This window comes from Cyanobium sp. WKJ7-Wakatipu, assembly GCF_024345355.1.
GTDB classification, from domain to species: Bacteria; Cyanobacteriota; Cyanobacteriia; order PCC-6307; family Cyanobiaceae; genus Cyanobium_A; species Cyanobium_A usitatum.
Genome location: NZ_JAGQAY010000005.1, coordinates 111,587 through 126,406, shown reverse-complemented (window position 1 = coordinate 126,406; position 14,820 = coordinate 111,587). Strand labels below are relative to the sequence as shown.

16 protein-coding genes and 1 pseudogene are annotated in these 14,820 nt (G+C 62.3%); 9 read left to right on the top strand and 8 right to left on the bottom strand.

Annotated features, from left to right (window positions below; genetic code table 11):
• Positions 1–15 precede the first annotated feature (15 nt).
• The 4 genes from KBY83_RS05010 to KBY83_RS04995 all read left to right on the top strand — a co-directional run bounded on the left by KBY83_RS05010 (position 16) and on the right by KBY83_RS04995 (position 3,987).
• Entirely contained in the window at positions 16–762 is a 747-nt protein-coding gene (locus KBY83_RS05010; RefSeq protein ID WP_255018573.1) for an ATP-binding cassette domain-containing protein, read from the top strand.
• A complete protein-coding gene (locus KBY83_RS05005) occupies positions 759–2,345 on the top strand; it encodes an ABC transporter permease (RefSeq protein ID WP_255018572.1) in 1,587 nt (528 codons plus the stop codon). Before KBY83_RS05010 ends, KBY83_RS05005 begins: the two co-directional genes overlap by 4 nt.
• Positions 2,302–2,982: a GDSL-type esterase/lipase family protein gene (locus tag KBY83_RS05000; protein ID WP_255018570.1), complete on the top strand. Its 681-nt coding sequence runs from the start codon at positions 2,302–2,304 to the stop codon at positions 2,980–2,982. The genes KBY83_RS05005 and KBY83_RS05000 overlap by 44 nt, the downstream gene beginning before the upstream one ends.
• A gap of 105 nt (positions 2,983–3,087) precedes the next feature.
• Entirely contained in the window at positions 3,088–3,987 is a 900-nt protein-coding gene (locus KBY83_RS04995) for a sigma-70 family RNA polymerase sigma factor (RefSeq protein WP_255018569.1), read from the top strand.
• Here KBY83_RS04995 and KBY83_RS04990 read toward each other — a convergent pair.
• The gene (locus KBY83_RS04990; RefSeq protein ID WP_255018568.1) at positions 3,945–4,688 is read right to left on the bottom strand and encodes a TIGR00297 family protein; all 744 of its coding nucleotides are present in this window, start codon (positions 4,686–4,688) and stop codon (positions 3,945–3,947) included. The genes KBY83_RS04995 and KBY83_RS04990 overlap by 43 nt on opposite strands.
• A gap of 43 nt (positions 4,689–4,731) precedes the next feature.
• Here KBY83_RS04990 and KBY83_RS04985 point away from each other — a divergent pair, with 43 nt between their 5' ends.
• On the top strand, positions 4,732–5,187 hold the full coding sequence (locus KBY83_RS04985; RefSeq protein WP_255018567.1) for a hypothetical protein: 456 nt from the start codon (positions 4,732–4,734) through the stop codon (positions 5,185–5,187).
• 1 nt (position 5,188) lies between these two features.
• Here KBY83_RS04985 and KBY83_RS04980 read toward each other — a convergent pair whose 3' ends face one another.
• Together KBY83_RS04980 and KBY83_RS04975 are read right to left on the bottom strand one after the other, a co-directional pair.
• On the bottom strand, positions 5,189–5,968 hold the full coding sequence (locus KBY83_RS04980; RefSeq protein WP_255018566.1) for a 16S rRNA (uracil(1498)-N(3))-methyltransferase: 780 nt from the start codon (positions 5,966–5,968) through the stop codon (positions 5,189–5,191).
• Positions 5,969–6,081: 113 nt separating this feature from the next.
• A pseudogene (locus tag KBY83_RS04975) lies at positions 6,082–6,525 on the bottom strand (DUF3531 family protein); the annotation flags it as partial.
• 61 nt (positions 6,526–6,586) lie between these two features.
• On the opposite strand from KBY83_RS04975, the gene KBY83_RS04970 reads away from it, so the two are divergent.
• A complete protein-coding gene (locus tag KBY83_RS04970; protein WP_255018565.1) occupies positions 6,587–7,267 on the top strand; it encodes an ABC transporter ATP-binding protein in 681 nt (226 codons plus the stop codon).
• Positions 7,264–8,181: an Hsp33 family molecular chaperone HslO gene (hslO, locus tag KBY83_RS04965; RefSeq protein WP_255018564.1), complete on the top strand. Its 918-nt coding sequence runs from the start codon at positions 7,264–7,266 to the stop codon at positions 8,179–8,181. The genes KBY83_RS04970 and hslO overlap by 4 nt, the downstream gene beginning before the upstream one ends.
• Positions 8,182–8,241: 60 nt before the next feature.
• Here the strand turns inward: hslO and KBY83_RS04960 are convergent, their stop codons facing one another.
• The 4 genes from KBY83_RS04960 to KBY83_RS04945 form a co-directional block, all read right to left on the bottom strand.
• Complete coding sequence (locus KBY83_RS04960) at positions 8,242–8,919, bottom strand: CPP1-like family protein (protein WP_106501536.1); 678 nt, start codon at positions 8,917–8,919, stop codon at positions 8,242–8,244.
• 67 nt (positions 8,920–8,986) lie between these two features.
• A complete protein-coding gene (locus tag KBY83_RS04955; protein ID WP_255018563.1) occupies positions 8,987–9,226 on the bottom strand; it encodes a hypothetical protein in 240 nt (79 codons plus the stop codon).
• Between the two features lie 152 nt (positions 9,227–9,378).
• A complete protein-coding gene (gene arsB / locus KBY83_RS04950; RefSeq protein ID WP_315858944.1) occupies positions 9,379–10,446 on the bottom strand; it encodes an ACR3 family arsenite efflux transporter in 1,068 nt (355 codons plus the stop codon).
• On the bottom strand, positions 10,443–10,769 hold the full coding sequence (locus KBY83_RS04945) for an ArsR/SmtB family transcription factor (RefSeq protein WP_396093436.1): 327 nt from the start codon (positions 10,767–10,769) through the stop codon (positions 10,443–10,445). Before KBY83_RS04945 ends, arsB begins: the two co-directional genes overlap by 4 nt.
• A 78-nt stretch (positions 10,770–10,847) precedes the next feature.
• On the opposite strand from KBY83_RS04945, the gene KBY83_RS04940 reads away from it, so the two are divergent.
• On the top strand, positions 10,848–11,873 hold the full coding sequence (locus tag KBY83_RS04940) for an ArsJ-associated glyceraldehyde-3-phosphate dehydrogenase (protein ID WP_255018561.1): 1,026 nt from the start codon (positions 10,848–10,850) through the stop codon (positions 11,871–11,873).
• 9 nt (positions 11,874–11,882) lie between these two features.
• Entirely contained in the window at positions 11,883–13,139 is a 1,257-nt protein-coding gene (gene arsJ / locus KBY83_RS04935; protein ID WP_255018560.1) for an organoarsenical effux MFS transporter ArsJ, read from the top strand.
• A 571-nt stretch (positions 13,140–13,710) separates the two neighbouring features.
• Here the strand turns inward: arsJ and pstS are convergent.
• On the bottom strand, positions 13,711–14,685 hold the full coding sequence (gene pstS, locus KBY83_RS04930; protein WP_255018627.1) for a phosphate ABC transporter substrate-binding protein PstS: 975 nt from the start codon (positions 14,683–14,685) through the stop codon (positions 13,711–13,713).
• Positions 14,686–14,820: the final 135 nt, after the last annotated feature.

Sequence of the window (14,820 nt, the reverse complement as noted above, 5' to 3'; positions counted from 1 at the left end):
GGTCTGAAGGGGGGCATGTCTGCACTGCTCAAACTTCAAGACATCACCGTCAAGGGCCGCAGCCAGCCTCGCCTTGATCGGGTGTCGCTGCAGGTTGATGCCGGTGAACGGATCGCCCTGCTGGGTCCCAGCGGAGCTGGCAAAAGCACCTTGCTGGCCGTGGCCAATGGCTTGCTGACCCCGCAGCAGGGCAGGGTGTTTTGGCAGGGGGAGGCACGGGCCCGCAGCGGACGGGCCCTACGACGGCAGCAAGCCCGGATCGGCACCCTTTGGCAAGACCTGCGCCTGATCGAGGAGCTCACCGTGCAGCAAAACCTCAACGCCGCCCGGCTAGCGGTCTGGGGCTGGCCGCGGGCCCTGCTCAACCTGCTGATGCCCCTAGAGACCAAGGCCTGCACAACGATGTTGCAACGGCTTGATCTCGATCCAGCCCTGCTCAACCAGCCCGTCTCCGCCCTCTCCGGCGGCCAGCGCCAGCGGGTGGCCCTAGCTCGACTACTGCGACAGGAGCCCGAACTGCTACTAGCCGATGAACCCGTAGCCAGCCTTGATCCCCGCCTGGCCAGCGAACTGTTAAACCTGCTGCTGGAGCTCGCCAACCCGCCTCGGGCCTTGCTGCTGAGCCTGCACCGTCCCGATTTGCTGGCTGGTTTCGATCGGGTGCTGGGGCTGCGGGCCGGGCGCCTTGTCTTTGACCAACCCATGGCCAGCCTTGAGCCAGGCCAGCTCGAGGAGCTTTACGCCGGGACCCCAGGGGCATGAGACCAGCGGCGCCGTTGTGGGTGTTGCTGCCCGCCCTAATCGTGCTGCCGCTGCTGGCGTTGCTGCCGGGAATCAGCCATGGCGGTGGCTGGGAGCTGGTGGGGCAATTTGCTGCCGCAGCCCTGCGGCCCTCCCTTGATCCCATAGTGCTGGGATCGTTGGTAGGCGGCCTAGCCGTAACAGCCGGCATGGCCCTATTGGGCTGGGCCGGCAGCCTGGTGCTGGGCTTGGTGCTGGGAATCGCTAGTTCAAGGGTGGTGTGGCGCACCTGCTACGGCAGCGCCGCTCCAGCTAGCTGGATACGCCGCCTACTAGCCCTACCGCGCTCGATTCACGAGCTGCTCTGGGGGCTGCTGTTGCTGCAGGTGGTCGGGCTGCAACCAGTGGTGGCGGTAGTGGCAATCGCCATTCCATTTGGAGCGCTAGTAGCCCGGGTGGTCAGCGACCTGCTGGATGCCCTGCCCACCGCCAGCCTGGAGGCCCTGCGCTGCGGCGGCAGCCCCGCCCCAACCGCCCTTTTAACGGCCCTAGGGCCGCCCCTGCTGCCCCAGGTGATCAGCTACAGCGGCTACCGGCTCGAATGCGCCTTGCGCAGCGCCACCCTGCTGGGAGTATTTGGCCTGGGCGGGCTGGGCACCGAGCTGCGCCTCACCCTGCAATCGCTGGCCTTCAACGAGCTTTGGAGCGGCCTTTGGCTACTACTGGCGGTGATGCTGGTGCTGGAGGCATTGATGGGCTGGCTGCGGCGTCGCTGGGCCATGCCGGCACGGCTGGGGCTGAGCCAGCGGGGGGTGGGCAGCCAGGGCCAGGAGATGGTGGCTGTGGCAATGGCCATGCTGCCCGTGCTGGTGCTGGTGGCATGGCGCCTGGAGGTGCAGCCCGCCACCCTGTTGCAGTGGCAAGGCCTGCCACCGCTGGGCGCCGCCGACTGGGGAGCCGTGGCCGCCCTGCCCTGGCCGAGACTGATAGGCAACACCCTGGTGCTCACCCTGGTGGCAGCGGCCCTAGCTGTGGGGCTGGCGCCGCTGCTACTGCTGCTTGCGACGCCCTGGCCGGCGGCGGGCGCACTAGTGCGGGGGCTTTGGGCCCTGGGCCGGCTATGGCCGCCACCGCTAACGGCGCTGTTGCTTCTGTTTGTGCTCCAGCCCGGGGTGCTTACAGGTGCCCTAGCCCTGGGCTTCCACAACCTGGGCATTCTCGGACGCCTGCTACTAGAAGCCGCCGAAACCAGTGGCGGCAACAAGGAGCAAGCCCTGCTGGCCGCAGGGGTGGGTCCGCGACTGGCCCTGCTCTACGGCCGCTTCAGCGGCCTGGCCCGTCCCTACTTGGCCTATGGCGCCTACCGGGCTGATGTGATTTTGCGCGAATCGGTGGTAGTCGGGCTGGTTGGGGCCACGGGCCTGGGCTGCCAGCTGCTGGAAGCCCTGAGTTCGTTTGCCGGCGACCAACTGCTGGCCCTTGTGCTGGCCTATGCGCTGCTGACCTTGCTGGGGGAAGATCTCAGCGACCGCGCACGCCAGTGGCTGCTGGAGACCCCCCATGGTGATGGCCATCCCCAGGAAGCTGGTGGCACTTGGCGATAGCGGCGTTTTTGGCTGGGGTGATCCCCTTGAGGGGGGCTGGTGCGAGCGGCTACGGCGCCACTGGATGGAACTGCCGGGCGGCCCGGTGCTCTACAACCTCGGCGTGCGTGGCGATGGCCTGGAGCGACTGGCGGCTCGCCTCAGCGCTGAGGTTGGCTGCCGCGGTGAGCTACGACGCCAGCTGCCGCAAGGGATCCTGCTCGGTATAGGCCTCAACGACACCGCCCGGGTGGGGCGACCTGATGGGCGACCCCAACTGGATGCCGAAGGCTTTTTGTTTGGCTTGCAGCAGCTGCTGCACAAGGCCAAGGAGATCGCTGCGGTGCATGTGATCGGCCTCACCCCGGTGGAGGAGAGCGCCATGCCCTATGCCGGGGCGCTCTGGTATTCCCTGGCAGACATCCGTCGCTACGAGGCCCTGCTGGAAGAGGCCTGCCTGGAGGCGAATGTGCCGTTCCTGCCTCTACTGGAGGGGCTGCTGGCCGATTCCGACTGGCCCCTATGGCTGAGCAACGACGGCCTGCACCTCAACAGTGAGGGGCATCGCCGGGTATTTGAGCGGGTGCGCTCCTGGCCGGCCCTTCTGGACTGGGCCGATCTGCAGTTGCGCCAAGAGCCCACCCGCTTGGGCTACTAAGCAGCAATTACATATCACCCATTCGGGTAATAGCGCTTCACCGCCCTGGGGGAGCCAGCCCCATGGGCACCGCGGCGAAGGTAAAAACACCGACGCCTCCACCCCATGGCATCTGCCCACTCGAAAACATCTGCCCGCCAGCGCCGCAGCGGCCAAGCCAATCCAGCCCAGGCCGAGCTGGGCCCCTCCCAGCTGCACACCCGCAACCGCAGCTGGCTTGAGGCCATGGCCGCCAGCCCGGACGCCGCAACCAAGCTCTGGTGGCGCAACGCACTGGTGGAGCACAACCTGGCCCTGGTGCGCATGGTGGCCCAGCGCCAGAGCCAGCGCACGGGTCAACCTTTTGATGATCTGGTGTCCGCAGGCTGCCTGGGGCTGATCCGGGCCGTGGAGGCCTTCGACCTGCGCCAAACCTGCAATCTCAGCAGCTATGCGGTGCCCTTCATCCGCGGCGCCATGCTTCACGACGTCCGCGACCACGGCCAGCCGCTGCATACCCCCCGGCGGCTGCGGGAGCTGCAGCAACGGGCCCGGCGGCGGCAGGAGCAGCGCCGCAGCCAGGGCCTTGCACCGCTTGCCGCCGCAGATCTGGCCTTAGAGCTCGGTTGCAACACCGCCCAACTTGAGGAGGCCAGCGCGGTGCAGCGGGCCCTGCAGGTGCGCAGTCTCGATGCCCCGCTCAGCGGCGAAGGCGAGCAGGCGGGCACCCTGCTCGACCAGCTGGCAGCACGGTCAACAGCCGCAACCAGCGCAGGCGACGATCCGAGCGAAGATCTGACGGCTGGCGAAAGGGTTTTAGAGGCCCACTGGTTGCAGGCTCAGCTAAGCCGGCTGGGCGGCATCGAGCAGCGGTTGCTGCTGGGTCACTGGATCGAGGGTCTGGGCTGGTGCGAGCTGGCCCTTGAGCACAAGCTCAGCAGCCGCCAAGCCCGGCAGCGTGGCGAGGCTCTGCTGGCCTGTCTTCAGGAGAACGCCATCGCCAGCAACGCCGCGATCGCCGTCTGAAGCCCGTTCACCAGCTCGTTGCTGAGCCAGCCCCAACGCTGTTGGAAGCTGGCTCCGATCAGGCTTTCGATCAAGGTGGCCCCCAGTCCCACCAGGGTCACAAGCAGCCAGGCGCCGCTGCCAGTCAGCAGCCCCAGGGCCAGCATCAGGGCCGCCATCAGCGCACTGCCCGCCAGGCTGGCGGCGGTGCCCTCCAAGCTGATCGCCCCTTCCGTGCCGGGGGGCACCGGACGCAAGGTGGTGATCAGCAGCGTGTGGCGCCCCCAGCGCTTGCCGATTTCACTGCCGAATGTGTCGGCCAACTTGGCGGCGAAGCTGGCAGCAAAACCAACCAGCAACAGCGGCGCCGCTGCCGGCGCCAGGGCGGCGGCGCCAGCCAGTAGGGCACCAGTAGCGGCCGAACCCCAAACGTTCTCCGGCCCTCGCAACCCGCCCCGCGCCTCCGCCAATCCCCGCGCCTGCTTGGTGCGAAAGCCCAGGCGCGTCACCAGGGAGCCCAGAGCCAGATAGATCACCACCGCCAGCCAGCCCCGCAGGCCGAGGCAACCCCACAGCAAGCTGCCAAGGATGCCGGCATGCACCCAGCCAGCGCGGGTGAGCAGGGGCAGGCGCTGGGCAAGGAAGATCAGCACCGCATTGAGGGCCACGGCCAGGAGCCAGTGGCTCCAGGTCTGGGGGGCGACGAGTGCGGCGGCAGACATCAGCACAGGGCAGCAGCGGCGCCAACAAAGTGTGTTGCACAGCGTGGCAGCAGCGTCAGAGGGCAGCGCAGCAACGGATAATCCCCATTACGACGCTGCTGCCGTGATGGTGTTCAACCGCAAGGCCTCCTTCTTCTTAGATCTAGGCAGCGAAGGGGCCACACCAGCGCAGGTGGCGATCGCCGAGGCCAAGCCCGATCCCAGCGAACCGGAAGCCAGCCAAGCGGCAACTTTCCAAATAGGAATTGGCTCGTCCACTCCAGATGCTGCTGCTGCAGCAACGCCAGCGAGCCCAGCTCCAGCAGGCACGGCAGCCACCACTGCAGAAGCGATCGCTGCCGAATTGCGGGCCGCCCAGGAGGCCCTGCCCCCACCCAGCAACATCACCTTCGCCCCCGACTGCCTCAACCCTGCCAACGCCCTGCCAAGCCGCCGTCGCCTAGCCGGCGCAAACCTGGCTGGTTATAAGGCGATGGCCTCTGGCATGTTCCGCAACTAACTCAGCTGGGCGCGCCAATCTGCTGGGCACGCCAGTGGCTGAGCAGCCCTGCTGCCGACACTGCAGCGGTGCTGCAACGCAAGATCGTGGTGCCCAAGCTCACGGCTTGCCAGCCGTGGGCCAGCGCCAAGGCTTCCTCCCCTGGAGTCCAGCCCCCCTCCGGGCCAATAGCCACAGTGAGCTCGCTGGCCCCAGGCGGCCCTCCCAAGCGCTCCAGCGCCTGGGCAAGCAGGGCCAGGCCCGGCCGTCTGGCGGTGCACAGCAGCCCCCGGCCTGAACCACCGGGCGGCCGGGCCCCCAGCAGCTCGGCGGCTGGCCGCAGCGACTCCAGCTGGGGTTGCCACAGGCGCTCACACTGCTCCACCGCCTCCCGCAGGATCGCCTCTGCTCGCTCCGGCTTCAGGGAGTCGGCGGCAACGCTGCGCTGGGCCTGTAGAGGGGTGAACCGATCCACACCAAGTTCACAGGCCATGCGCAACAACACGTCGGCATCGCGCTTTGGCAGGGCCACCGCCAGCTGCAGTGGCGGCGCCGGTGAAGGCTCAAACGCCAGGGGGGAGCTGGGGGGCTGCTCCAGCAGAGCCTGATCGGCAGGACCCAACAGGGCAGTCCAGAGACTGCCTGCCCCATCCACCACCGCAAAGCGATCACCGGGGCGCAAGCGCAGCACCCGGGTGAGGTAGTGGAGCTCCTGACGATCCAGCTCCAGCTCAGCGCCAGCAGAGGGGCCGGCGGGCAAGCGACCGGGGGTAATTAGCAGACGGCGCAGATCCCGAGTCACGCTGCTTCCTAGTCGCGGGACTGGGGGTCTGCGTAATCTTCGCCAGCTTCACCATCGTCTTCGTCGTCTTCGTCTTCGTCGTCTTCGTCGTTGTCTTCATCCTCAAGCTCATCGAGGCCAGGGAACAGGGCATCGGGTTGCTCCTCGATCGGCCAGTCGTCGTTGAGGCCACCAATCAGCAACTCCTCAATTTCGAGCACGTCGTTGTTGAGCTGGCCCAGGGCATTGATCAACACGTCGAGGGCGAAGGCATCACTTGTGCCGAGATCCACCCAGCAGCGCGCCCACTCCTCCTGATATTCCATAGGGCCCATGTTGTGCATCAGGGCTGGCAGGGAGCCTGCAGCAGCTTCGTGGCTGTAGGCCATCCAGCCCAGCTCCGCGCCCTCCTCATGGGCCTGGAGGTTTTCGGCATTGAAGCCCCCCAACTTGCCCAGGTAAAACCAACTATCGAAGGCGGTTTCCAAGTAGCCGCGCTCACCCGAACCCACCGGGTGGGGGAAACGCATCCAGATCCAGCAGTTGAAGGGATTGAATTCGCGGAAACGCACCTCCATGGCGGATTGGCTGCAACAGAGAACTGGCTCAATCAAACACGCCCGCCGGCATGCTGGGGGGATGCTTGAGCTCCGCAACGTCAGCTACCAACCGGCCACGGCGGTGGCACCGGTGCTCTGCGGCGTCAGCCTCACCCTGGCCGTGGGCCGCGCTTCCCTGGTGGCCGGCCGCAGTGGCAGTGGCAAAACCACCCTGCTGGAGGTGATCAGCGGCTTGGCCGAGCCCTCTAGCGGCCAGGTGCTGTGGGAGGGTGAGCGGCTCAATGGTCGCCAGCTGCGCTGGCTATGCGGCCTGGTGTTTCAGTTTCCGGAGCGCCATTTCCTCGGCCTCAGCGTGGGACAGGAGCTGAAGCTCGGTCACCGCCGGCTCACAGCAGAAGAGGCCCAGGCAGCCCTGCAGCTGGTGGGTATGGAGGGGTTGTCATTGCAGCAGGCGCCGGAGCAGCTCAGCGGCGGCCAGCAAAGGCGCCTGGCCCTGGCAGTGCAGCTACTGCGCAACCCCCGGGTGCTGCTGCTGGATGAACCCACCGCAGGCCTCGACTGGGCCGTTCGTGGCGAAATCCTGGAGCTGTTAGCGGTCCTCTCCCAAGAGCGGGCCGTGCTGGTGGTCACCCACGAGCCGGAGCTATTTGGCGGCGTGATCGATGGCGGCTGGCGGCTGGAGCGGGGCCAGCTGGAACCCCTCGGCGCGCTGCCTACGATGGCCCCAACGATTGCCACACCCCAGGGAAACCAGCCTTGAGCGACCAACTTCTCCGGGCCACGGCCGCCGGCGGCGGCATCCGCATGGTGGCGGTCAGCACCACCCAGGCCAGCCGCACCGCCAGGGAGCGCCACCAGCTCTCTTTTCTCGCCAGTGCACTGCTGGGCCGAGCCATGACGGCTGGGCTGCTGCTGGCCAGCTCGATGAAGGTGGCCCATGGCCGCGTCAACCTGCGCATTGCCTCCGATGGCCCCCTGAAGGGCCTGATGGTGGATGCGGGCCGCAACGGCACCGTGCGCGGCCATGTGGGCTATCCGGGTTTGGAGCTGGAGCTGCTGAAAGATCCAGAAGGCCTGGCCCACTTTGACTTCAAAACCGCCTGCGGCACCGGCTATCTGCACGTGGTGCGAGATCTGGGTGAAGGCGAGCCCTTCAGCTCAACGGTGGAGCTGGTAAGCGGCGGCATCGGCGAAGACCTGGCCTCCTATCTGCTGCACTCCGAGCAGACCCCTTCAGCGGTATTCGTGGGCGAGCAGCTCGACAACAGTGGTGTGGTTTGCAGTGGCGGCGTGCTTGTGCAGGTGATGCCAAAGGCCGCCCGCGAACCAGCCCTAGTGGCCCTTCTCGAGGAGCGCTGCCGCGAGGTGCAGCACTTCAGCCAACGACTAGCCAAGTGCGAAGGCCAGCTACAAAACCTGCTCGAAGATATTTTCCCAGACCTCGATCCCCAGCCCCTGGAAGATGCTGAGGCCTGTACGCCGGTGCGGTTCCACTGCCCATGCAGCCGGGAGCGCAGCGTCAGCGCCCTGAAACTGCTTGGCCACGCCGAACTGAATTCAATTTTAGTGGAAGACGGCCATGCCGAACTTACCTGCCACTTCTGTAATGAGATCTACACGGTTGGGGCAGCAGAGCTTAGCGAGCTAATCGCAGAGTTTGGTTCTTCTCTATAGATAACAAGCCCTGACCTGCTCCATCGTTCAATATATTAGCTGGTTAAATGATTAACCCAATCAACCAATAAGCAGGGCGCCAAGCAACAACAGCAGCAGAGCCGGCAGGCTTTGCACCTGGGTAAGGCTCAGTGGCAACCCCAGCGGCAAGGTGCTAGAGAGAGCACCGGCCAAAATCGCGCCCACCAGCAACCCGGCGCAGAGAAGGGCGAAGCCCCAGCCCACCGCAGCCAGGAAGCGGCGGTTACGCCACTGCAGGTTGATAACTGCCATTGCGGTAGCAAAGGCCAGCACCAGATCCGGGGGGAAGCCTGGAGCAAGCAGCAGCAGGAGCAGTAAAGCCCCAGATGTAGCCAAGGGAAACCAGAGCTCCCGACCAGTGGCTAGTGCCAAGCCAGGAAGCCTGAGCTGGGGAGCGGAAACCCTGGGCAACTGAAGCTGAGGCAGGGCCGGCACTGCCAGCTTGGGCGGCGGCGGCGCTAGTTGCTCCCGCTGGGAGGCGGACTTAGCCGCACTACTGACGCGACCCTGCTGACGCTCTTTGAGTCGCTCCATCAAGACAGCGTCGTAGGCAGCCTCAATCCGCGAGCGCGCCATGGTGTCGTCACCCACCTCGTCGAGCCGGGCCAATTTGGCCGCCTGCACCTCGTCGAAGCCAGCATCAGCAGGCACGCCCAGCAGCTCGTAAGGGCCAGAGGGGTCAGCAGCAGGTGATGGCTGGTCGGAGCGTTGGGTCATGACAAGCCGCGGAACGGCACAGAGGGGATCACAAATCATTCCCTGGAAACAGGGTATCGAGGCGTGACTAAAACAGGGGCTCACAGGAGAGAAATCCAGACTCAAGTTGCAGTCGGCGGCTGCAGCTCTCTGCTTCCTCAGCCCCGAGTCGCTTGCGGTGTTTGAGAAGGGGAAGCTGGGGTGGCAAGTGGCTACCTTCCCGCATCTCAACAGTGGTCGCACCAATAGGTCCCTGGGAGGGCAGGAAACTCACGTAATCGCAGCCCCCGTCTGGGCGGGGACGCACCAGCCAAAGAGGCTTTGGCATCACTGTGATGGTTCGTTACCTAACAGTCTGGCGCGCCAGCCGCCCCGCCGTGAGCGGTCCCCTGCCGGTACCGTTCCCCCGCCAGGACCGTTGCTTGTGGTTGCCACAAAAGCCGAAGCAGTGCGGTGAAGATCCTGAGAAGGGGAAAGCGCTCAATTCTTATAAACCACAGGGAACCAGCGCCTCAAAGCCCGCGCGACATAAACCAGGCCCACCAAAACGGGTACCTCGATCAGGGGGCCAACGACCCCGGCCAGAGCCTGCTGGGAAGTGACACCCCAAACACTGATACTGACGGCAATTGCCAGCTCAAAGTTGTTGCCAGCGGCAGTGAAAGCGAGCGACGAGGTGCGGCGATAGTCGAGGCCACTACAGCGGCCAATAACAAAGGCCAGGCTCCACATCAGAACGAAATAAATGAACAGTGGCATGGCTATCCACAACACTTGAACCGGATCAGATGTAATTGCCTGACCCTGCAAGGCGAACATCACTACAATCGTGAACAGCAGGCCATAAAGGGCCCAGGGAGCGAGCCGTGGCAAAAAGGTTTTTTCGTACCAGCGCACACCCTTAGTTCGCAAGCCAATGCGTCGGGTGAGAAAGCCCGCAAGCAAAGGAACTCCCAAAAAAATCATCACCGCCTTGGCGATCTCCCAAAGCGAAAAATTCACCGCCTCACTATTAAGACCAAGCCAGCCAGGCAGGATCTGAAGGTAAAAGCTGCCAAGCAGGGCGTAAGCGAGCACCTGAATAACGGAATTAATAGCCACAAGCAAAGCAGCCGCTTCCCGATCGCCCCCAGCCAGATCAATCCAGATCAACACCATCGCAATACACGGGGCAATGCCGATCAGGATCAAACCGGTGCGAAATTCGGGCTGATCAGGTAAAAACAACCAAGCCAGGCAGAACATCAGCAAGGGTCCCAAACCCCAAACCAAGCCAAGCGCCAGTCCCAGCAGCTTGCGGTCGCTGGCCACCCGCGCGAGCTCCCCGTAGCGAACCTTAGCCAGCACCGGATACAGCATCATCAATAGCCCCAGCGCAATCGGCAGGGAGGTGTGGCCTACCTGCACGGTGCCAAGTAGCAACTGAAGACCAGGCAACAGACGACCAAGCAACAGGCCGCTCGCCATTGCCAAAAGGATCCACAACGGCAAAAGCCGATCAAGTAAAGAAAGTCGAGCCAAAACGGGCTCTTGAGCAGGGGAGGTCATCGGCAAGAGGGGGCAGGAGTTGAGCATTTGGCAGCCAAATCCCCTAGCCAGCCGCGCAGCTGCTCAATCGCATCGGTGCGCAGGCTGTAGTACACCCAGCGGCCCTCATCTCGGGCCTCAATCAAACCAGCCTCTCGCAGCACCTTGAGATGGAAAGAGAGCTTGGATTGGGCCAGGCCCAGCTCACTGGTGAGCTCACAAACACAGCGCTCACCAACCCCCAAGGCTTCAAGCACCTGGAGCCTGAGGGGATCTGCCATGGCCTTAAGCAGGGCCCGAGCCTTGGTGGGATCAAGCGCCACAGGGTGACCTAGAACACTCATGCACCAATTTTAGTTGATCAATCAACTGATGTTGATTTAAGGTCTGACGATCCATACCGCCATTGTCGGCTCTGCGCCATGAAAATCGGCATCAACGGCTTTGGCCGCATCGGCCGCCTGGTGTTTAGGGCCCTGTGGGGCCGTCCCGGCATTGAGCTTGTCCACGTCAACGATTGCGGCGGTGATGCTCAAACCGCCGCCCACCTGCTCGCCTTCGACTCCGTTCATGGCCGCTGGCAACAGGCGGTGCAAGGAAATACGCGCGGCTTCTTCGTGGGTAGCCAGGCGGTGAGCTACACCCGCCAGAGCGATCCCACCGCCGTGCCCTGGAAGGAAGCTGGCGTGGAGATGGTGCTGGAGTGCAGCGGCAAGTTCAAAACACCGGAAACACTCCAGCCCTACTTCGACCAGGTGGGCCTCAAGCGAGTGGTGGTGGCCTGCCCAGTGAAGGGTGAGATCGCCGGGGCCGAGGCCCTCAACGTTGTATTCGGCATCAATCACCAGCTCTACGACCCGGAGCAGCACCGTCTGCTCACGGCCGCCTCCTGCACGACCAACTGCCTGGCACCTGTCGTGAAGGTGATTCACGAGGGCTTTGGCATCAAGCACGGCTCGATCACCACCCTCCACGACGTCACCAACACCCAGGTAGTGGTGGATGGCTTCAAAAGTGACCTGCGCCGGGCCCGCTCCTGCATGCAGAGCCTGATCCCCACCACCACGGGATCAGCCAAGGCGATTGGAATGATCTTTCCAGAACTGCAAGGAAAACTAAACGGCCATGCCGTGCGGGTGCCACTGCTAAATGCCTCACTCACCGATGCGGTATTTGAACTAAGGCGCGAGGTGACAGTGGAGGAGGTAAACAGCGCCTTTGAAGTCGCTGCCAACGGAACACTGCGCGGCATTCTTGGCTACGAAACCAGGCCGCTGGTCTCAGTTGATTATGTAAATGATGATCGCAGCGCCATCGTCGATGCCGCCTCGACCATGGTCGTTAATGGCACCCAGCTCAAGGTGTACGCCTGGTATGACAATGAGTGGGGCTACAGCTCTCGCATGGCCGATCTGGTGAGCCATGTGGCCCTGATCGACGAGCGCTGAGCCAGAGCCATGAGCCGCGCCCTTTCAGCCCTGCAGCAATACATGATCGTGACGGCCAATTACTGGGCCTTCACCCTCACCGATGGCGCCCTGCGCATGCTCGTGGTGTTCCACTTCCACGAGCTTGGCTACAGCACCCTTGAGATCGCCTTTCTGTTTCTTTTTTATGAGTTTTTTGGCATCATCACCAACCTCTATGGCGGCTGGCTGGGAGCTCGCTTTGGTCTGCGGCTAACCCTCTGGAGCGGCACCTTAATGCAGGTGGCAGCACTGCTGATGCTGATCCCAGTGGCTGAAGACTGGCCCAAATGGTGGAGCGTGGCCTATGTGATGATGGCCCAGGCGATCAGCGGCATAGCCAAAGATCTCAACAAAATGAGTGCCAAGAGCGCCATTAAAACCGTGGTGCCTGAAACTCCGGAAGACCACAGCAAGGGAGAGGGTCAACTTTTTAAGTGGGTAGCGATTCTCACCGGCTCCAAAAATGCCCTCAAGGGTGTGGGCTTCTTTCTTGGCGGAGTGTTGCTCACCACAATCGGCTTCAACCTTGCGGTGGCAGCGATGGCGGCCGGATTGTTTTTAGCTTTCCTGGTGACCCTGGTGCTGCCAGCAGAAATCGGCAAGATGAAACAGAAGCCGGGCTTCACAGCGCTGTTTTCCAAGAGCCGCGGCATCAACGTGTTGTCGCTGGCACGCTTCTTCCTATTTGGAGCTCGCGACGTTTGGTTTGTGGTGGCCCTACCCGTATTTCTGCAGAGCACCCTGGGCTGGCGCTCCTGGGGAGTAGGCGGCTTCATGGGCCTGTGGGTGATCGGCTACGGAATCGTGCAGGGGTCGGCACCAGCCCTGCGCAGGGCCTGGGGCCAGAGCGCACCTCCAGGAGTAGCAGCAGTGCAGTTTTGGAGTGCGGTCCTCACCGCTATTCCAGCTCTGATTGCAATTGCGTTGTGGCGGGAGGTTGGCCAGCCTGGGGTAGCAGTAGTGGGGGGATTAGCTGTATTTGGCGTAGTTTTTGCGATGAATTCATCAATCCACAGCTACATGGTGCTGGCTTACACCGACACTGAATCTGTGAGCCTAAATGTGGGCTTCTATTACATGGCAAACGCAGCAGGCCGCCTACTCGGCACCGTGCTTTCTGGAACCCTATTTATGCTGGGAGGGCTTCAGACTTGCCTGTGGAGCTCGGCCATAATGGTAGCGGTAGCTGCCTTAGTGAGCACTCGCCTGCCAACGCCGCCGCGGCAACTTATAGAAACCAGCTAATTCTGAAATCTACCGAGCTGAGTTAATGATTTTTCGCCAAAATCCAGCGGATTGGCCACGCTCCTTTTTTTCGGCACAAATATCCAACCAGGGCCAACAATTTGGAGACAAGGATGCAACTCTTATATTCAGAAGAATAAATACAGCACTTGCTCTCTGCCCGATAGCGGAAGACGACCAGGGCATATGTAGTCGCAATTAAGATCCATTGTCCCTTATTGGACATATTGTGGCAAGGACAGCAGCGAAACGGGAGTTGGCCGACGAAGCATTGCCAAAGCATAATTCGCGCAACAGAATATGCATCGATTGCAATTGATACTTAGGCTGGTTTTAAGCAATAGCCAGTCAAGTGATAGGGATAGCAAATCCCAGTTGCTAGAACTTTTGACTCCTGCGCTGACGGGGAATTAATCCAGCCGTCGATGCCCTTCGCTGGCACAGCATAAATACACACCAGGGCTGACCGCGGCGGAATCTGGGCAAAATGGCGCTTCCACGCCGATCGCAGCCCATTAAAAAAGGGGGCTCATTGAGCCCCCTTAGAAAATGGATCACAAGATCCAGACGATCACTCCTTAATCCGTGCGACAGCCTTCTGAGCTGAAGCCTGGATCGAATCGCGCAGGGGCACGTAGCCGAGGTCGTCGGCAATGGCTTGGGCCTTTTCACTCAGGATGAAGGTCGCCATTTCACGCAGGGACTCTGCTTTGGCACCATTCCCCTTGGCATAGAAGAGGAGATAGGTGAGCGTGGCGATCGGGTAAGCGCCAGGGGTGGACGGGTTGGGATTGCCACCAGCCAGGTTCTTATCGAGCTTGATGCTGGACAGAGCCTTGGCACCGGCAGCGGCAGTGGGGAGCACGAACTCACCAGCCTTGTTCTGCACGGCAGCGGCCTTAAGACTACCCTTAACAAAAGCCTGGTTCACATAACCAATAGACCCTTGTGTGGTGTTGAGCGTACCGGCAACACCATCGTTACCCTTGCCACCCACGCCCACTTTCCAGTTCACGGATTTGCCGTTACCGAGAGTCCATTCTTTCGAGAATGACTGCAGGGATTCGGTGAAAGCCGCGGTGGTGCCAGAGCCGTCGGAACGGTGCACCACGGTGATCTTGCCATCAGCGCAACCGAGCTGCTTCCAGTTGTTGATCGACCCCATGAAGATCGAAACAACCTGCTTCTGGGTGAGCTTCAGGGAGCAACCAGACTTGTTGTAGGCCACAGCGATTGAGCCGCCCACGGTGGGGATCTGAACCACACCGCGTGACACGCTCTTGATATCCTTTTCGCTGATCGGGTCATCACTGGCACCGAAAGCAACGGTTTCGTTGATGAATGCCTTGCGGCCACCACCAGAGCCAATGGCCTGATAATTCACTTTAGGGCCACCCGATTTGGCCAGCATGGAAAACCAGCGGGTATAAATCGCATCAGGGAATGTTGCACCGGCACCAGCCAAGCGCACGGCAGCCTGGGAAGCTGCTCCACCGATGAGCCCAGCAAAAACCAGAGCAGTAAAAGATCGCTTCAGGAAAGTCATTAAGTAGAAGACAGTTCCAAAAAAATAATAGCAACCCACCTCTCTGCTCAACGTTATGAGGCCATTAAGAGGCGGCAAAGCAATGGGTGATGATCGCCTTGAATAGGCAAACGGAAACTACAAAAAAACCTCCCC